Genomic DNA, 17,509 nt, shown 5'->3' with positions numbered 1-17,509 from the left:
GCTCCTGATTCCGCTGAAGAGCAGAAGGGACCGCGCCATGGCCAACACGGCTCTCCTCGTGATGGACGTCCAACGGGTCGTCGTCGACATCGCCGACGACGGCTCGGGATACCTGACGCGCCTGCGCCGGGCGATCGACGGCGCCCACGGGGCGGGCGTCCCCGTGGTCTACGTGGTCATCGGGTTACGGCCGGGGCAGCCCGAAGTCAGCCCGCGCAACAGGGCGCTCACCGCCGCCGTGGAGGCCGGCCTCTTCGACGAGGGAGACCCCGGCACCGAGATCCACCACGATGTCGCTCCTCAGAAGGGCGACATCGTGGTCACCAAACGGCGGGGGAGCGCGTTCTCGGGCAGCGACCTCGACCTGGTGCTCAGGGCGCGCGGTATCGACAGCCTTGTTCTCGCGGGCATCGCCACCAGCGGTGTCGTGCTGTACACCCTGTGCCAGGCCAACGACCTGGACTTCGGGCTGACCGTCCTGTCGGACGTCTGCCTGGACACCGACCCCGAGGTGCACAGGTTCCTCAACGAGAAGCTGTTCCCGCAGTGGGCGGATGTCGTCGCCGTCGAGGACTGGCTCAAGGCCCTCGCACCGGGACAGGAACCTGTGTCCGAGGGGTGAGGGTGAGCCCGTCGCTGCCGGGTGGCCCGGCTACGCGTACGGCCGGTCGCCCGCGATGGCGACCCGCTCCGCCACCCGGGGGTGCGGCGCGTAGTCGTTCACCGCGTAGTGCTGGGTCGCGCGGTTGTCCCAGAAGGCGACATCGCCCGGCTGCCACTGGAACCGCACCTGGTACTCCGGTACATGGGCCTGCTGCGTGAGGTGGCGCAGCAGCCGGTCGCTCTCCTCGCGGTCCATGCCGGTGATCCGGGTGGTGAACGAGGTGTTGACGAAGAGCAGCCGCCGCCCGGTCTCCGGGTGGGTGCGCACCACCGGATGCTCCACGGGCGGAAAGACGTCCTGGAGCGGTACGAGCCGCTCGGGCGGGTAGAAGCGGGCGAAGCCGGGGATGAAGTCGTGTACGGCGGTGGCCCCGTCGACGCGGTCCTTCACCTCCTGCGGCAGATTGTCGTAGGCGGCGGCCATGTCGGCCCACATGGTGTCCCCGCCGAGCGGCGGAACCTCGTGCAGCTGAAGCACGGCACCGAGCGCGGGCCGCTCCCGGAAGGTCACGTCGGCGTGCCAGACGTTCTCGAAGGTGGGGGCGGATCCACTGCCCTTGTCGAAGCGGACGACATCCTCACTGGAACCCCGGGCGAGCAGCGGGTTGGTCTCCAACTCCCCCCACTGCCGGGCGAAGTCACGCTGCTGCGCGGATGTCAGCCGCTGACCCCGGAAGAACAGCACCTTCCACTCCAGCAGTGCTCGGTTGACCTCCTCTCGCAGGGCGTCTCCCAACGGCCGCGCGAGACTGAGGCCCCGTATCTCCGCCCCGATCGTGCGCCCTTGGGGCACCACCTCGAAGTGTTCGTACGGGCGCTCCTCCCACCCTTCGGGCAGGCGGCGCAGGACGCGTGCGCCCTCGTACATCCCGCCCTCGGGGACACGGGCCTCGCGCAGTGCGGGCTGTGGCCCGGCGCTCATGACAGTCATGGCTTCCAACTCCTCGTACGTGAACTTCACACGTGTGCTTCCGGCGGCGGACGGCAGGTTGCTCAGGAGACGTGCCCTCGCCTGCCGCGAACGGAGGAGTTCAGCGACGCGGTGCGACCGTGCACCGGGAGTCGTCCGGGCCATGAGGAAGTGGGAGTCGATCCGGACCGTGAGGAAGGAGGACCGGCACTGTCAGGGCGGGGGCGCGGCGAGCGAACGGCTCGACAGCTGCCCGGCTAGCGGCCTGAGCGCTCGCACCCGGTCCGATCCGGGACGCGCAGCGGCCCCGTCGTGTCGAACCAGTGTCCGGTCATGTCGATGAGTCTGTGAGTTCCGCCGAGTGCTGTCAACATGGCATCGCGCGGCGGCCCGATGTCAGCCACGGTGTGGTGGCTCGCGGAGTTGTACTGTCCGCCGGGCGGCGGCCGCGTCCGGCCGCCGCTGTGCCACCTGCCTGTACCCCACCGTGGGGTGAGACGTGTCACCCCGACCGTGTGTGTCACCCCCGACGAGGCAGTGTCAGGCGGTGACCGGCTCCTGCTCCGCGGAGTTGTCGGCAGCAGGAGTCTCGGCCGCCGTGTAGAAGACGGACGAGCCCTGCTTGGTGCGCTGGACATGGCCCTTGGCGACGAGCCCTTCCACCGTGGTGCGCACGACCTTGGGCTTGATGTCGCGGTCGGGGTGGGCCTGGGCGAGCGCGGTGCTGATCTCCGCGGAGGACCGCGGTTCGGACTGCCTGCCGAGGTGGCTGTGGATCAGCTCCACGAGGGTGGGCAGCTTCGCCGCAGGCGCGGACGCCTTCGGCTCGGCGGTTTTGGCCGCTGCCTTCTTCGGCTTGGCGGCAGTTGCCTTCTTGCGCCTGCCCGACTTGGTCTCGGCCGAGGCCTGTCGCGGCAGCGAAGGCTTGGCTGCCGTGACACTCTCCTCCTCGCTCGAACCGGCTTCGAGGCCCTCCGCGCCCAGCGTCCGCTGCAGGTTCACCAGCAGGGCCTGGTCGTGCTGCAGGGCACTCAACTGCTCCTGGAGCGCGGCCACTTCGGCGCCGATACGGTCCTGTTCCTTGGTGTTGCGCTCAAGGTCCGCAGCCACCTGAGCGGCGTACTGCGTCTTGAGTTCCGTGGTCGCTGACTCGACTTCGGACATGGCAGCTACCTCTCCTCCTGCATTGTGTGGTGCTGACGCCGGATGGTACTCGCATCATCCACGCCATGATCCTCACTCTGACCAGGCTTGTCCGGCGGATCCATGACCGGGACACAACTGCCTTGGGCTGCATATGCCTGGAGAAGCGTGCACTCGGGTGGCTTCAGTACCTCCCGCACGTGCTGTCTCAATTTCAACCTTCAAGGTGAACGCGAAGCCGCCTGACACCCGTGCCGAGTCGGTCTGCCAGGTGTGGAACGCAAGGGGGGGGGGGGGGGGGGCGGGGGGGGGGGGGGGGGGCGCGGCGGGGGGGGGGGGGGGGGGGGGCGGGGCCCCCCCGCCCCCCCCCGGCCCCCCCCGCCCCCCCCCCCCCCCGGGGGGGGGCGGCGCCGGGGGGGGCGCCCCGCGGGGGCGGGCCGGGGGGGGCCCCCCCCCCCCCCGGCCCCTTGCGGTGGTGCGGTGCACCTCCATGGGCGGTCAGTCCGTGCCGGACTCCATCGCGGCACGGTCCAGCAGCGCGTCCTCCTCGGAGACCTCGCCGCGGGAGGCGATGGCCTCGGCGCCGCCCTCCGGCATCTCCGGCATGGTGCCGATGAGGCCGGTCGCGGCGGCCTGGGAAGCGCCGATCGCGGGGCTGCCGGTGCCGATCAGGCCGAGGCCGACGTACTGCTCCAGCTTGGCGCGCGAGTCGGCGATGTCGAGGTTGCGCATGGTGAGCTGGCCGATCCGGTCCACCGGGCCGAAGGCGGAGTCCTCGGTGCGCTCCATGGACAGCTTGTCCGGGTGGTAGCTGAACGCCGGGCCCGTGGTGTCGAGGAGCGAGTAGTCCTCACCGCGCCGCAGCCGCAGTGTCACCTCACCGGTGACGGCCGCGCCGACCCAGCGCTGCAGGGACTCGCGCACCATCAGCGCCTGCGGGTCCAGCCAGCGGCCCTCGTACATCAGCCGGCCGAGGCGCCGGCCCTCGTTGTAGTACTGGGCGAGGGTGTCCTCGTTGTGGATGGCGTTGACGAGACGCTCGTACGCGGCGTGCAGGAGAGCCATGCCGGGGGCCTCGTAGATGCCGCGGCTCTTGGCCTCGATGATGCGGTTCTCGATCTGGTCGGACATGCCGAGGCCGTGCCGGCCGCCGATGGCGTTGGCCTCCATGACCAGGTCGACGGCGGAGTCGAACTCCTTGCCGTTGATCGTCACCGGGCGGCCCTGGTCGAAGCCGATCGTCACGTCCTCGGTGAGGATCTCGACCTCGGGGTCCCAGAACCGCACGCCCATGATCGGCTCGACGGTCTCCACCCCCGTGTCCAGGTGCTCCAGCGTCTTCGCCTCGTGGGTGGCACCCCAGATGTTGGCGTCGGTGGAGTACGCCTTCTCCGTGCTGTCCCGGTAGGGCAGGCCGTGGGCGAGCAGCCACTCCGACATTTCCTTGCGGCCGCCCAGCTCGGTCACGAAGTCCGCGTCCAGCCAGGGCTTGTAGATCCGCAGATGCGGGTTGGCGAGCAGGCCGTAGCGGTAGAACCGCTCGATGTCGTTGCCCTTGAAGGTGGAGCCGTCGCCCCAGATCTGTACGTCGTCCTCCAGCATCGCCCGCACCAGCAGCGTGCCCGTCACGGCGCGGCCGAGGGGGGTCGTGTTGAAGTACGCGCGCCCGCCCGAGCGGATGTGGAACGCGCCACAGGTGAGCGCGGCCAGGCCCTCCTCCACCAGCGCGGCCCGGCAGTCGACCAGGCGCGCGATCTCCGCGCCGTAGGCCTGCGCACGGCCGGGCACCGAGGCGATGTCGGGCTCGTCGTACTGACCGATGTCGGCGGTGTACGTGCACGGGACGGCGCCCTTGTCGCGCATCCAGGCGACCGCGACCGAGGTGTCGAGTCCGCCCGAGAAGGCGATGCCGACGCGCTCGCCGGTGGGCAGGGAGGTGAGGACCTTAGACATGGGAAGAGTATGCATCATTACGCATGATCATGCAAAGCCCGGTTGGGGGCGGCCCTGAGGACGGCCTGCCTCGACGCCCAGAAGGTGGCCCACCTCGTCCCGGCGCGGTCGCAGCTGTCGTGGCCGGGCGGGGAACACGGTGGCGCGCGGGCGTCGGGGGAGCACGGTGACACGCGGGCGTCAGAGGTATCTGACGCCCTGTTCCGCGCTGCCGGCCAGGAAGCCGGAGAGACGGGCACCGTAGCGGATCCAGCGGCGCCGCAGGCTCGGGGAGCGGGCGAGGTCGGAGGTGTGCAGGAGCAGCCAGGACCAGTTCATGAGGACCGTCCGGTTGTCGCGGCGCTCGAATCCGGCGTGGCGGTAGGCGGCGTACAGCCGGGCTCCGGACCTGCCGTAGTTCCACTTCTGCCGGGCCAGGCCGGAGAGTTCGGCACGCAACCGGTAGTGCATGCGGGCGTCGTGCGCGTAGCCGACCCGGAAGCCGCACAGGTGGGCCCGCCAGGACAGGTCCATGTCCTCGCCGCCGCCCCGGTAGTTCTCGTCCCACCCGCCGATCGTCGTCAACACGTCTTTCCAGACGGCGCAATTGGCGCCTCGCGCGAAGGGCAGGAAGTCCGTCTGCTCGGTCATCGGCATCGGCTGCTCGTCGGCGTACGAGGGGCTGAGCACACTGCTGTCCAGGCTGCCGCCGACGAGGTCGGCGTCCGGGGCGGCCGCGGCCAGCCCGGCGAGCCAGCCGGGGTCGGCGACGTCGTCAGCGTCACAGAAGGCGATGAAGTCACCGCGGGCGGCGGCGGTTCCGCGGTTGCGGGCGTAGCCCTCGCCGGGGCGCTCGTGGGCGTCGACGATCCGCAGGCCCGGCAGGTCGGGGCGCGCCTTCTCCGCCACCTCGCGCGTCGCGTCGATCGAGCCGTTGTCGACGACGAGGACCTCCCAGGGCGCCGTGTAGGTCTGGGAGGCGAGCGCACGCAGCTGTGCCGGCAGCGTGAGCGCGCCGTCGCGGACGGGGATCACGACGGAGACGAGGTCCGGGGTCCGTCCGTGTCCGGACACGGCCACGGAGGGCGCGTGGGTGGAAGGGGTGAGGTGGGTGTCCTCCACGAGGCGGGCCCCCGCGGCCCGGGCGGCGGACACGGTGGCGGTGGTGTCGTCGGTGCGGCGTCGCACCAGCAGTCGCGGCACCATGACCCACGCGGCCCCACGGCCCGTAGTCCCCAGCAGATCACGGCGTACGGCGTACGCGGCACCGTCGAGGCCGGGCGTCAGGGTGATGCCCTCGACCAACGCGTCCGCCCGCAGCCGGAGAACGCCGCACTGGACGAGGCCCGCATCGTCGCGGGCCGCCCCGGCCAGGTGGCGCAGCCAGTCCGGCAGCGCCTCGTCGCGGCCGTGGAGGAAGGCGACGTAGGGAGTCCGGGTGGCGCGCGCGGCCTCGACGCAGACCTCGGCGGCGGTTTCGGACGTGCAGCGCGCGAAGTGCGGCCGCGGGTCCGGCAGTTGGTCCGGCGGCGGGTCGGCCGGCGTGACCACCGTGATCGCGGCGGGCGGCAGGGACTGACGCAGCAGGCTGTGCACCGCGGGCTCCCATTCGCCCTCGGGTGCCGCGACGACCACGCCGATCTCGGTCGGTTTCGGTTCCACGCCGGTCACCCGTCACCCGCCCACCGCGACCGGGTCCAGCGTGAAGTCGATGTCGTTGGGCGGCGCGACCAGCAGGGGCAGCAGCTCCTCGCGGGTCGTCGCCTCGCGGCGGCGGCGCTCCTGGGCGTTCATGGCCCGTGTGTAGGAGCTGCGTTCCGCGGACCCGAAGCCCGTCTCCGGCGCCTGCGTCAGCGACTGGGGCCAGATCCGGTAGCGGTACAGGACGTGGCGCACGCTGCGCAACCGGTACAGCCGGGCCGCCCGGAGGTGGAAGTCGGTGTCCGCGCCCAGCCGGACGGTGCCGTCGAAGCCGCCGAGCCGCTCCAGCACCTCGCGACGCACGACCGACGACGGGTGCAGCACCACGGTCGAACGGCCGAGGCGCATCCACAGGTTGCCGTTGCGCGGCATCCGGCGGCGGCCCGTGCTCCGGCCCGCGGCGTCGATGTACTCGTAGGCGCAGCCCACCAGGTCGGCCTTGTCCCGTTCCAGCACGGCGAGTTGATGGCGCAGCCGGCCCGGCAGGCTGATGTCGTCGGCGTCCTGGAAGGCGACGTACGGGGTGTCCACGCGTTCCAGGACCTTGTTCTTGATGCGCAGATGGCCGACGTTCTCGGAGGTGCGCAGCACGGTCAGACGCGGATCGTCGGCGTACGGGCGCAGGGCGGCCGTCCATGTCTCGTCGGGGGAGCGGTCGTCCACCACGATCAGGCGGAGGTCGGTCCGGTCCTGGGCGAGGACCGAGGCCGCCGCCGCGCCCAGATAGTCGGCGCAGTCGTAGTGAGGCAGGACGACGGTGACCGCCGCCTCCTTGTGTGCCGATGTCCGCACGGCGTCTCCATTCCGGGGCCGCCGCAGCGGGCAGCCGCCTGTGGTGGCGTGCGGACGGCCGCCGTGCCGGGCGGCCGTCCCGTGTCAGGGTCCGGTGCGTGCCGCCGCGGGCCGTCCCTCGGCGGCCGGGCTCATGAAGTCGCCGTCGTCGCCCCACGGCACGTGCCGCAGCGGGCGGCCCGCCGCGCCCCGTACGGCGAGACTCGCGGCGACCGAGCAGAACCAGGTCAGGTGTACGGCCTTGACCGTCCAGCGCTTCAGTCCCCGTACGGGGCCGCCGCTGCCGTCCCAGGCGGCGAGCGGCCACAGGCCGTGGAACAGGGTGCCGGTGAGGTACGTCCGTGCGGTCGCCCAGGGGTAGTCGGCCGTGCACGTCACATGGCTGTAGAGGGACCGGCGCAGCCGGCGCAGCGTGTCGTGGGTCCGGGTCACCCGGTAGAAGCTGCCCCGGGCGTCGGGCAGTACTTCCAGGTCGTGCAGCGGGTCGGCCGCGTCGGGGTCGAGGAGTTCGAAGAGCACATAGCCGTCGTCGGCGAGTCGGCGGGCCGGGATGCCGTCGGCCACGACGTCGGCCGCGACGAGCATGCAGGCCGCCGCGGGGTAGGAGCCCGGCGGCACGGTGACGCCGGAGATACGGTCCATGGTCCGTGACGCGGCCGACGCACGCGGCAGGGCCACGAGGTGGGCGCCGACCGCGCCGGCGCAGTCGCGTTCGTGGAAGCGGTCGACGAGCCGGGCGAGACAGCCGGGGCCGAACTCGACGTCGTCGTCGGTCCACAGCCAGCCGGTGTGGCCGAGCCGCTCGGACAGCCTGAGCGCCGTGTTGACCGTCCGGATCTTCCCCCGGCCCGGCAGTGCGAACCCGACGACGGGTACGGCGGTGGCCCTGGTCAACCTGCGAAGCCGTGCGACGGCCTCCGCATGCTCGCCGGGGCCGTACTGCATGCCCAGCCAGATCGTCAGGGGCAGCCCGGGACGGGTCTCCCGTACGTCGTCGAGAGCGTGGAGTAGATGACGCAGCGCGGTCTCGTGGGCCGTCGGATCGCAGCGCGCCACGTACGTGGGCAGCAGCACCCCGAGTCCACCGGAGGGCAGTCCCGACACCAGGTCCGCCGGGTCCCGCTGGACATCTCCCAGCCTGACCAGCGTCACCAGGGTGTCCGGTGGGGGCAGGGGGTCGAAACCGCGGGCCACGGTGCGTTGCCACCATGTGCGCCCGCTTCCGGTGCCCCCGAGCATCCGCATCCCTTCGCCGGCCGACCCGTGCACCACCGTTCCGGCCCTTCGCCGGATATCCGCGGACGAAGGGGAATTCACTGTCGACGTGCGTGCAGCACAATGTGCGGAGTGTGCTGATTTCGACGGGGCGTACTCTAACCGGCGCCTTGAAGTGATCACAAGACAGCCGTCCTGTTCCGGGCCGATGGCCGAAATGCCTGCGTTCCGGTTGCGCCGGTTCGGTGAATCGTCCGGGCGGACGTGCGGGAATCGGATGGTGGCCTGGCCGAATTCCGCTGCCGTCGCGCGGAGTTCCTCTCGGACGACATCCGGGAAACGGCCGAAAATAGTCGGCCGAATTTTTCCGCCCCACCCTGTGTGTCGGCGGTGTGTGCGGCCCGCTCGCCGCTCTGTGGCAGGCTGACGGCACAGCATTCCGCGCCATTCGTCGCGGGCGGCGGAAGGAAGAAGGTGTCACACATGAGGTATTCCGCACGTGCGGAACAGCAGTTGGGCGGGACGTCCGGGCCGTCGTCCGGGCGGGACGTCCTGCTGCACGCGCACGGGATCGTCAAGAGCTATGGCCGCCGCCGCGTCCTCAACGGCATCGACCTCGTCGTGCGCGCGGGCGAGGTCGCGGCGATCGTGGGCAGCAACGGAGCCGGCAAGTCGAGCATGCTCAAGATCTGTGCCGGGCTGCTCGCCCCGGACGAGGGCCGGGTGACCATCTCCGGACGCCTCGGCTACTGCCCCCAGAACGCCGGCGTCATGGGCTTCCTCACGCCGCGCGAACACTTCACGCTGTTCGGCACGGGCCGGGGCATGGGCGGCCGGGACGCCGACCGCCGGGGGCGCGAACTCGCCTCCAAGCTCGACTGGCAGGTCGCCCGCGGCACCCTGGCCAAGGACCTGTCGGGCGGTACCCGGCAGAAGCTGAACGTCGTCCTCTCCTCCCTCGGCGACCCGGACGTCCTGCTGCTCGACGAGCCCTACCAGGGCTTCGACCGGGGGTCCTACGTGGACTTCTGGCAGAACGTCTGGGGCTGGCGCGACCAGGGCAAGGCCATCGTCGTCGTGACCCACATGCTCAACCAGCTCGACCAGGTCGACCATGTGCTGGACCTCAGCCCGAGGAAGCAGGAGGCGGGCCGATGAACCGGACCCTGCGCATGGCCGAGATGACATTGCGTGAACTGCTGCGCAGGCGTGGAGTGCTGGGCCTGCTCCTCCTCGTGCCGCTGGTGTTCTATCTCGGCCGGCACGACCAGCCCGGCCAGGCCATCCGGTTCGCCAGCCTGGGCGTCGGGTTCGCGGTGAGTACCGCAGCCCTCTTCTCTGCCGTCGGCGGCCGGGAGATCGAGCCCCGGCTCACCCTGTCCGGCTTCCGGCCCCGGCATCTGTACCTGGGTCGCATGCTCGCCCTCCTCACGGCAGGGCTGCTGATCTCCGCGCTGTACGCCGTGGTCGTGATCGTGGACCAGGACGTGGCGAACCCGCAGGCGGTCGCCGTGGAACTGGCGCTTACCTCCCTGGTGGCGGTCCCGCTCGGGCTGCTGCTCGGCCTCGCCGTGCCCCGGGACCTGGAGGGCACCCTGCTGCTGATCTCCGTCATCGGCGCCCAGATGGTGATCGACCCGGCCAAGGACGTGGCCAAGGTGCTGCCGTTCTGGTCGACCCGGGAGATCATCACGTACGCCGTCGACGGCGCCGGCAGCGGTTCCCTCGTCTCGGGCGCGACGCATGCCGTCGTGGTGACCGCGCTGCTGGTTCTGGCGAGCGGCGGCGTCATGTCGGTGCGATTGCGGAGGCGTACCCACATGCAATTCGTGTGAATCCGCCGCGAGTCCGTGCGGCGGGCCGGAGGAAAGTGACTCTGTCTCGCCGATACGAACGCGTGTAGGGTTGGGGAATCGTCCTGCCGGTGCGTGTCCACGCGTCGGTACGGTGGCCCGGCTCGTCGCCTCTCCCCAGAAAGGAGAGATTCGTGAACGGTGCACAGCGATTACCCCTCGGCGAATCAGCCGAACAAGCCCTTTCGAGGGCAACGGAATTCCTCCGGACCGCACGTGATGCGGACGGTTGGTGGAACGACTACGAAGTCCGTGGCCCAGGCCAGTTCTGGGCCACTGCCTTTGTCGGTGCCTCACTCGCGGAATTACCCGAAGGCCCCGGGCGATTGGCCGCGGAGTCCGCCTGGGAGCTGCTGAGACAGGCCCGCGGCCCGTCGGACGGCTGGGGCTACTGCCCCCAGGTTCCCGGTGACGCCGACATCACTTCCTGGGTCCTGCGACTGGCCGAGGCGCTGGGAGCCGAGGACGACCTCCGCGCGGACGAGGGATACCGCTTCGTCGCGGCGCACCTTCAGCAGGACGGCGGCATCTCCAGCTATCTGCCGCAGATCGCCTCACCCTTCCTGGACCGGGTGGCCCCCCGTTGGGACGCCTGGTACGCCAGTCATGTGTGTGTGACCTCGGCCGCCGCCGGGCTGCTGCAACTGCCCGTGCATGAGCGGCTGTTGAGCAGACTCCGGGAGATCCAGCGGCCGGACGGATCGTGGCCCGCCTACTGGTGGCCGGATCGCGAGTACCCCACCGCGCTGGCGGCCGAGGCGCTCGCCGACGGCCGACCGGCCGGGGACCGTCCCGAGGCACGGGCAGCCGCCCGCTGGGCCGCCGCCAGAATCGGTGCGGACGGTGCCGTGCGTACCGAGTGGGAGCCGGAGGGCTCCGCCTTCGCCACCGCATTCGCCCTGCGTGCCGTGCTGGCCGGCGAGTTGCCGGAGGGCCGTGATGCCGTCCGCCGGGCGGTCTCCTACCTGACCGACTCGCAGGAGAAGGACGGCAGTTGGCGGCCGTCCGCATGGTGCCGGGTGCCCGGCCCGATGGAGTTCGACCCCGACGCACGTGAGCACTGGGAACGCGGGCGGCGCGGCAAGGCCGCGCTGGGCTCCGTCGTCCTGGACACGAAAGCGCTCTACACCACCGCGTCCGTCGTGGCCGCGCTGGCCAGGGCGAGCACCGTGACGGTGACTTCGGCGGCGGCCGAGCCGAGCGCGGACCTTGCATGACGGCGCGCAGCGCGCCACGACCGGACAACGAGGGGGAACGCCGGTGAACACGTCACCGCAGTTGGTCCAGCGCACGGAAGTCCCGGCCGTACCACCCCTGCTGGGCCCAGGAGCGGTCCTCGGGCGGCTGCGGGGTCACGAGCGGGGGCCCGTCCACATCATCGACCCGTTCAAGGTGCCGCAGGCCGAGGCCGTGGAGAAGGCGAAGATCCTGGACGACCTCGGCTGTCCCGCCCTCATCCTCGCCAGTACCGACTACGAGTCGTTCGAGTCCCGCATGGACCCGTACGTCGCGGCGATCAAAGAGGTCAGCTCACTGCCGGTGCTGCTGCACTTCCCGCCGCGGAAAGGTTTCGGCTTTCCGCTGGCCCGCGGCGCCGACGCCGTCATCCTGCCCGCGCTGCTCGGCTCCCGCGACGACTACTACGTGTGGAAGAGCTACCTGGAGACCCTGATCAACCTGCCCGGCCGGGCCGACCGCGAGGACTGGCCCGAACTCCTGCTCACCGTCGCCCTCACCTTCGGCGAGGACCACAAGACGGGCGACCTGCTCGGCACGGTGCCGGTGGCCACCACGAGCCCCGAACAGATCGACCGGTACATCGCGGTCACCCGCAGCTTCGGCTTCCACATGGTGTACCTGTACTCCCGCTACGCCCAGGTCCCCGCCGACGTGGTCCGCCACTTCCGGCGGCAGCTCCATCCCGACCAGATCCTGTTCGTGAGCGGCAACGTCCGCCGACGGGAGCACGTCACCGCGTACCTGGAGGCGGGCGCAGACTACGTGGGCTTCGCCGGGGCGCTGGAACACGGCGACTGGCGATCCACGCTCGCCGAGATCACGGCGGACCGGCCGTGACCGCGGTGCTGCCCGAGGCCTACACCACGTCCATGCTGGTCACCGAGGCCGCGAACCGCGACCATGTCACCGACTTCGTCGCCCGCAACGGCGGCTCGCCCGAACTCGTGGCCCACACCGCGGCGTTGCGCCTGTACCTGAGGGTGCCGCACTTCCTCACCGAGTGGGTCACCGAACCGGAGCGGCGCACCGCGGTGGCCCGGGCGCTGGCCATGGACATCGTGGCCATGAAGCTGCTCGACGACCTCATGGACGACGACACCGGGCTCAACCGCGTCGAACTCGCCTGTCTGTGCCTGCACCTGCACCTGACGGCGCTGCACGAGATGTGTGCCCTCGCCGCGGACGCCCGCGCCGTGACCGACGTGCTCGAACACGACTTCACCGCGGTCTGCACCGGCCAGATCCGCACCAAGAGCCACCGCGCGGAGAACCTCGACGAGTGGTGCGCCAACGCCAGCACCTACGGCGCCACCTTCCTCGGCTGCTACGGCTCGCTCTCCGCGATCTGCGGTCGGCAGGAGAGGTCCGTCGACCCCGCGAGGAGGTTCGCCGAGGCGTTCGGCACGATCATCACGATCGCCGACGACCTGACGGACTACGACCGCAATGGCGAGCGGGAGGGAAACCTCGGTCATCTGATGCGCACCGGGGCCGTGCCCGCGAAGGACGTCGAGGCGCTGCTGGAGCGGCTGCGCGCCCAGGCGCTCGACGCGGTCCGGGAGCAGCCGGCCTCCTCGGGGCTGGTCCCCGTCGTCGGCCTGTACACCGACGACGTTCTGGACCGGCTGCTGCCGCGGCACCTCGTGCACTGACCGTCGGCCGACGGCCTACCGGGGCTCGCTCCGGTAGGCCATCACGTCGTCGAAGACGAACAGGTCGACATCGCTGTGCGCGAAGTCGTCCAGCACGTGCCGGGCGGTGTGCGCGATGGCCCGGCCGGGGCCGTTGAGCGAGGTGTTGATCAGGGCCGGGACACCTGTCTGCGCCTCGAAGGAGGCGAGCAGCCCGTGCAGCCGCGGCTGGTCGGCACCCAGGGTCTGGATCCGGCAGGTCCCGTTGATGTGCCGGGCCTCCGGCGCCGTGCCCTCCGGCAGCTGGTACTCGAAGAGCATGTACGGGGACGGCCGGCCGCCCGGGTAGAGCTCGGCGAAACGCTCGTCGCGCATCACGGCTCCCAACGGTCGGTACCACTCCCGCTGCTTGAGCTTCTCGCTCATCCGCTTGCGCATCCCCGAGGCGGCCGGGCTGCCCAGCAGCGAGCGATGTCCGAGCGCCCGGGGCCCGAGTTCGGCCGCCCCCTCCGTCAGGGCCACCACACCGCCGTCCGCGAGCAGCCGGGTGACCGCCTGGACGTCGTACGGAACGGCCTTCAGTCCTGAGGTTTCCAGGGCGGCCAGGACGTCGGCGCGGGGCTCGCCCGTGCCGTTGCCGTACACGCTGAGAGGTTCGGGCCTCTGGCCCAGTACGTAGGTGAGGGCGTAGATGCCGGCGCCCGCCAGGTGGCCCGCGTCGCCGCAGGCCGGCGGGACGGCGATGTCGCGGCCGAAGGCCTCGCGCAGCGCCGAGTTGGCGACGATGTTCAGTGCGCAGCCACCGCCGAGGGCGATGGGTCCCACGCCCGTGGCGGTGCGGGTGACATGTCTGTCGAGCACGTCGTGCACGGCTTCGGTGAACAGTTCCTGGAAGGTGGCGACGACGTGTGCCGCCGTCTCGAACTCGGGGTGGAACTCCGGGCGTTCGGCGAGTTCGGCGCGTACTCGCTCGGCCAGCTCCAGATCGTGCATCACGCGGGGATCGACCCCTTGCAACTGCTCGCGTATGCGGGCGTCCGGCTGCCCGTAGCCGCCGAGCGCCATCACCTTGCCGGCGACGCTTGGGCTCTTGCCGAAGCCCAGGAGGTGGCCGATCGCGGTCCAGCCGAAGCCGTTGCCGTACCAGGGCAGCGGATCCTTCGCGATCCACTCCAGGCGGTCCTCCTCGACCCGGAACAGGGAACTGCGGGTGAGCTGTCCGCGGCCCTCGTTGACCAGCACGAGAGTGCCGTCCTCGTGGCCCGCGTAGTGGGCGGCGAGCGCGGCGTGCGAGAGCTCGTGCGTGACGACCACGCAGTCGACCCGCCGGCCGAGCAGGTCGCAGGTGGTCCGGTGGTGGGGCGCGCCGGCGTTGATCCGCTCCATCGCGTGGTCCAGGTCCGGGATCCGCAGCAGGGCGCTGCGGACCGGGGTGCTGACCGCCACCAGGTCGATCCCGTCGGTGTCCACGCACTCCTGGGACAGCACGTGCTGCAGCGCGATGTCGGAACGGTGGTCGTGCTTGACGCGGGTGAGCCGTTCGGTCTCGATGCCGAAGACCAGCCGGCCGTCCTCGAAGTAGCCGACGCCGGTGTCGTGACCGGCGGAATGGAGAGAAAGTACCTTCATCAACGCTCCTGGTCAGCGGGTGTGAGGGGGTGTACGGCCGAATACGGGGCCCACTCGACGGCGCGCAGCGGCCGGCCGGTCAGCCCGCGCAGGTACAGCTCCGTCCCCACCCCCGCGAACCAGGCGAAGTAGAGCCACTTGATCAGCGCGTTCTGGATACCGCGCCGCCGTCCGCCGCTGCCGTCGAAGCCGGTCAGCGGCCACAGGCCGGCGAACAGGATGTGGCGGAAGTAGTGCCGGACCACGGGCAGTGGCCAGTCGGCGAGATCGACGAGGTGGTTGAGGAGGAGCCTGCGGATCCTGCGGCGGGTCTCGCCCGCGGGACCGGCGACGTAGTAGTGGCAGCGGGCGTCCGGTACGAGGCGCAGCCGGGCGAGTGGATCCGGCAGGGTGGGATCGAGGAGCCGGAAGCAGACGTAGCCGTCGTCGGAGACGTAGCGGCCGGGCATGCCGCCGGACAGGACGTCGGTGGCCACCAGGATGCAGCAGCCGTGCGGGTAGTTGGTCGCGGGCGCCGCGATCGCCTTGGCACGGGCCAGCAGTCGCGAGGTCGCGAACTCCTTGGTGTGCGGGATCTTCGCGGCGCCCACCGCGCCCCGGCAGCCGCCCGCCAGGAAGTCCCGCACCAGTCGCGACAGACAGCCCGGGTCCAGGGTCACGTCGTCGTCGACCCAGCCCACGCCCGTGCAGCCGAGCAGTTCGGCCACCTCGATCGCGGCGTTGAGGGTGCGGGGCTTGCCGGGACCTGGCAGGGAGAGGCCGCACACGGGCACGTGCGGCAACCGGGTGCGGGCCCGGAGCAGCAGCGTCCGTAGCCGCCGTACGGACTCGTCCTCCTCCTTGTCGGAGGACCACTGCATGCCCACGAACAGCACAGCGGGGGTGTCCGGATGGTCCTCGGTCAGTTCGGCGACTCGGTCGAGCAGGGCGTCGAGGCGCTCCGTCTGCTCGGCGAGGGTGCCGCGGGAGACGTAGGTCGGGGCGATCAGGGCGAGGGCGGGGGTGCCGGTCCGCAGGGCGTCGGCGGCTGCCCGGGCACCGGAGAGCGGGAGTGCCTCGCCCGACGGACCGTCGGGCAGGAGGTACCGCACCGGGACCGACCAGGACGGCGGCGGGCGGAAGCCGCGGGCCATGGTCCTGCGGATGTGGTGGGTGAGGAACGGTTCGCCGCGCCGCTTCCGGCCGTGGGCCGGCAGCGGCGCGTTGAGACGGACGGGAGGGCCCGGTCGCACGGAGGCGGCCGGGCGGGTGGTCTCAGAAGTCACGGTCGGTGTTCGAGGTCGACCGGGCCAGGCTGCGCAGACCGTCCAGCGTGTTGCGCCACTGGCCGGTCGAGGCCATGTGGGACAGCAGCGGCTTCGCCATGGAGCGGCGCAGGAAGAACGCGCGGTAGGCGGCCTGGGCGCGGCGCTGGGCGTCGGGCACCAGATAGCCGATCCGTGCGTCGAACTCACCCTGCACGAACCGGTCCCAGTAGTCGGCGGGTATCTGCCCCGCCTCCACGGACTCGGTGTGCAGCGGGGTGCCCGGCAGCGGGGTCGCGGTGTAGAAGCTCGCGTAGTCCAGCGGGATGCGGCAGGCGAGGTCGACGGTGGCGCGGAACTGCTCCCGGGTCTCGCCGAGCCACCCGACGATGAAGTAGCCGAAGCCCTTGATGCCCGCCTCGTGCGCCGAGGTGACGGCCCGTTCGATCTTCTCGATGTCGCTCTCCTTGCGCATCCGCTTGAGGATCTCCGAGTCGCCGTGCTCGATGCCGAACCGCAGTCGTACACAGCCCGCCCCGGCCATCGCCTTCAGCAGGGGTTCCGGCACCAGGTCCACGCGGGTCGGCGCCTCCCAGCGCACCTTCAGGCCCTCTTCGCCGATCAGCTCGCAGATCTCCCGGACCCGGCCGCGGTGCAGGGTGAACACGTCGTCGTAGAACATGATCTCCTTCACCCCCCACCGGTTCTTGAGTTCCGTCATCTCCCCGACGACGTCCTCGGGGGAGCGGTACATCGACTTCTTGTCGACGGCCTGCTTGAAGCAGAAGCTGCACTTGAAGGGGCAGCCCCGGCTGGAGATCATCGTCGCGAACGGCCGGGGAGCCATGATCGAGTAGTAGCTGTTCATCGGCAGGGCGTCGCGGGAGGGCCAGCCGACCTCCTCCAGGTTCACCATCGGCGCGGCGCCGCCGTCGTGTTCGCGGGTGACCAGGCCGCGGATGCCCTCCGGTTTGTCGCCCTGCTCCATCGCCTCGGCCAGCTCCGGCATGATCGTGATGCCCTCGCCGACGCCAACGTAGTCGATGCAGTCGTGGAAGAGGTTCTCGCGCGCGTAGACCTCGCTGTGCGGGCCGCCGAGGATGACCTTGGCGCCGGTGCTCTTGGCCGCCTGGCAGGCCTCGACGGCACCGGGCAGACCGGGCGTGGTGGTGCTGACGCCGACCAGGTCCGGTTCGAAGTCGGCGAGCAGTTTGCGCAGACCCTCGCTGTCCAGGCCGAGGGCGGGGGTGTCGACCTGGATGACGTTGTGGAAGCCGGCCGATTTGAGCGCGGTGTGGATGTAGCCCAGTCCGAGGTGCGGCAGGACGCCGGCCCGCTTCTGGATCTGGGTGATCTGACGGGTGTTGAGGCACAGGTCGTGGTGGCGGACCAGCGCGATCCGCAGGTTCCGCTTGCGCCAGCGCGGCAGGCCGGGGCGGGCCGGTGCGTTGGTGACGGCCGTCGAGCAGCCGCCCGACGCGGTCCCCGACGCCGCACCGGTACTGATGACGGGCAGTGTCTTCCGCATGATGTCCCCTCCTTCTGGGGTAGTTCGGG

General features: G+C 71.0%; 15 protein-coding genes. 6 read left to right on the top strand and 9 right to left on the bottom strand.

The genetic code is table 11. From position 1 onward, the window contains the following. The first annotated feature begins 37 nt into the window (after window positions 1-37). Entirely contained in the window at window positions 38-622 is a 585-nt protein-coding gene (locus ACIBEI_RS07885) for a cysteine hydrolase family protein (RefSeq protein WP_398886169.1), read from the top strand. 30 nt (window positions 623-652) lie between these two features. On the opposite strand, the gene ACIBEI_RS07880 is transcribed toward ACIBEI_RS07885, so the two are convergent. From ACIBEI_RS07880 to ACIBEI_RS07855, 6 genes are all read right to left on the bottom strand, one after another. Further along, window positions 653-1,594 (bottom strand): TauD/TfdA dioxygenase family protein, encoded by a 942-nt coding sequence (locus ACIBEI_RS07880; protein WP_398886167.1) that lies wholly within the window; start codon window positions 1,592-1,594, stop codon window positions 653-655. Between the two features lie 519 nt (window positions 1,595-2,113). Then, complete coding sequence (locus ACIBEI_RS07875; protein WP_398886165.1) at window positions 2,114-2,737, bottom strand: BlaI/MecI/CopY family transcriptional regulator; 624 nt, start codon at window positions 2,735-2,737, stop codon at window positions 2,114-2,116. A 477-nt stretch (window positions 2,738-3,214) separates the two neighbouring features. Further along, the gene (gene argG, locus ACIBEI_RS07870; protein WP_266756234.1) at window positions 3,215-4,669 is read right to left on the bottom strand and encodes an argininosuccinate synthase; all 1,455 of its coding nucleotides are present in this window, start codon (window positions 4,667-4,669) and stop codon (window positions 3,215-3,217) included. 180 nt (window positions 4,670-4,849) lie between these two features. Beyond that, complete coding sequence (locus ACIBEI_RS07865) at window positions 4,850-6,310, bottom strand: glycosyltransferase (protein ID WP_398886162.1); 1,461 nt, start codon at window positions 6,308-6,310, stop codon at window positions 4,850-4,852. 12 nt (window positions 6,311-6,322) lie between these two features. Beyond that, window positions 6,323-7,141 carry a glycosyltransferase family 2 protein gene (locus tag ACIBEI_RS07860; protein ID WP_398886160.1) on the bottom strand — a complete coding sequence of 273 codons (819 nt, stop codon included), beginning with the start codon at window positions 7,139-7,141 and terminating at the stop codon, window positions 6,323-6,325. Between the two features lie 84 nt (window positions 7,142-7,225). Further along, the gene (locus tag ACIBEI_RS07855) at window positions 7,226-8,335 is read right to left on the bottom strand and encodes a glycosyltransferase family 2 protein (protein WP_398886158.1); all 1,110 of its coding nucleotides are present in this window, start codon (window positions 8,333-8,335) and stop codon (window positions 7,226-7,228) included. A gap of 504 nt (window positions 8,336-8,839) precedes the next feature. Between ACIBEI_RS07855 and ACIBEI_RS07850 the strand changes: the two genes are divergently transcribed. The 5 genes from ACIBEI_RS07850 to ACIBEI_RS07830 all read left to right on the top strand — a co-directional run bounded on the left by ACIBEI_RS07850 (window position 8,840) and on the right by ACIBEI_RS07830 (window position 13,100). Further along, on the top strand, window positions 8,840-9,514 hold the full coding sequence (locus tag ACIBEI_RS07850; protein ID WP_398886156.1) for an ABC transporter ATP-binding protein: 675 nt from the start codon (window positions 8,840-8,842) through the stop codon (window positions 9,512-9,514). After that, the gene (locus tag ACIBEI_RS07845) at window positions 9,511-10,191 is read left to right on the top strand and encodes a hypothetical protein (RefSeq protein ID WP_269647183.1); all 681 of its coding nucleotides are present in this window, start codon (window positions 9,511-9,513) and stop codon (window positions 10,189-10,191) included. The genes ACIBEI_RS07850 and ACIBEI_RS07845 overlap by 4 nt, the downstream gene beginning before the upstream one ends. A gap of 344 nt (window positions 10,192-10,535) precedes the next feature. Next, entirely contained in the window at window positions 10,536-11,426 is an 891-nt protein-coding gene (locus ACIBEI_RS07840) for a prenyltransferase/squalene oxidase repeat-containing protein (RefSeq protein ID WP_398886154.1), read from the top strand. A gap of 43 nt (window positions 11,427-11,469) precedes the next feature. After that, window positions 11,470-12,285 carry a geranylgeranylglyceryl/heptaprenylglyceryl phosphate synthase gene (locus tag ACIBEI_RS07835; RefSeq protein WP_398886152.1) on the top strand — a complete coding sequence of 272 codons (816 nt, stop codon included), beginning with the start codon at window positions 11,470-11,472 and terminating at the stop codon, window positions 12,283-12,285. Beyond that, the gene (locus ACIBEI_RS07830) at window positions 12,282-13,100 is read left to right on the top strand and encodes a Moenomycin biosynthesis protein MoeN5 (protein WP_398886150.1); all 819 of its coding nucleotides are present in this window, start codon (window positions 12,282-12,284) and stop codon (window positions 13,098-13,100) included. The genes ACIBEI_RS07835 and ACIBEI_RS07830 overlap by 4 nt, the downstream gene beginning before the upstream one ends. A gap of 15 nt (window positions 13,101-13,115) precedes the next feature. On the opposite strand, the gene ACIBEI_RS07825 is transcribed toward ACIBEI_RS07830, so the two are convergent. The 3 genes from ACIBEI_RS07825 to ACIBEI_RS07815 are packed head-to-tail and all read right to left on the bottom strand — an operon-like array spanning window position 13,116 to window position 17,480. Next, on the bottom strand, window positions 13,116-14,708 hold the full coding sequence (locus ACIBEI_RS07825; protein ID WP_398886148.1) for a carbamoyltransferase C-terminal domain-containing protein: 1,593 nt from the start codon (window positions 14,706-14,708) through the stop codon (window positions 13,116-13,118). Further along, the gene (locus ACIBEI_RS07820) at window positions 14,708-15,973 is read right to left on the bottom strand and encodes a hypothetical protein (RefSeq protein ID WP_398886146.1); all 1,266 of its coding nucleotides are present in this window, start codon (window positions 15,971-15,973) and stop codon (window positions 14,708-14,710) included. Before ACIBEI_RS07820 ends, ACIBEI_RS07825 begins: the two co-directional genes overlap by 1 nt. Further along, complete coding sequence (locus tag ACIBEI_RS07815; RefSeq protein ID WP_398886144.1) at window positions 15,963-17,480, bottom strand: B12-binding domain-containing radical SAM protein; 1,518 nt, start codon at window positions 17,478-17,480, stop codon at window positions 15,963-15,965. The genes ACIBEI_RS07820 and ACIBEI_RS07815 overlap by 11 nt, the downstream gene beginning before the upstream one ends. Window positions 17,481-17,509: the final 29 nt, after the last annotated feature.

The sequence above is a fragment of the Streptomyces sp. NPDC050988 genome, assembly GCF_044456225.1.
GTDB lineage: Bacteria > Actinomycetota > Actinomycetes > Streptomycetales > Streptomycetaceae > Streptomyces.
The sequence above is the reverse complement of the archived record's forward strand: the minus strand, read 5'-3'. Positions and strand labels throughout refer to the sequence as shown.

Bases quoted from the DNA above. Each gene is read 5' to 3' on its own strand.
- ACIBEI_RS07815 (WP_398886144.1), bottom strand. From the start codon at position 17,480: ATGCGGAAGACACTGCCCGTCATCAGTACCGGTGCGGCGTCGGGGACC.
- ACIBEI_RS07875 (WP_398886165.1), bottom strand. From the start codon at position 2,737: ATGTCCGAAGTCGAGTCAGCGACCACGGAACTCAAGACGCAGTACGCC.
- ACIBEI_RS07825 (WP_398886148.1), bottom strand. From the start codon at position 14,708: ATGAAGGTACTTTCTCTCCATTCCGCCGGTCACGACACCGGCGTCGGC.
- ACIBEI_RS07845 (WP_269647183.1), top strand. From the start codon at position 9,511: ATGAACCGGACCCTGCGCATGGCCGAGATGACATTGCGTGAACTGCTG.
- ACIBEI_RS07850 (WP_398886156.1), top strand. From the start codon at position 8,840: ATGAGGTATTCCGCACGTGCGGAACAGCAGTTGGGCGGGACGTCCGGG.
- ACIBEI_RS07880 (WP_398886167.1), bottom strand. From the start codon at position 1,594: ATGACTGTCATGAGCGCCGGGCCACAGCCCGCACTGCGCGAGGCCCGT.
- argG (WP_266756234.1), bottom strand. From the start codon at position 4,669: ATGTCTAAGGTCCTCACCTCCCTGCCCACCGGCGAGCGCGTCGGCATC.
- ACIBEI_RS07885 (WP_398886169.1), top strand. From the start codon at position 38: ATGGCCAACACGGCTCTCCTCGTGATGGACGTCCAACGGGTCGTCGTC.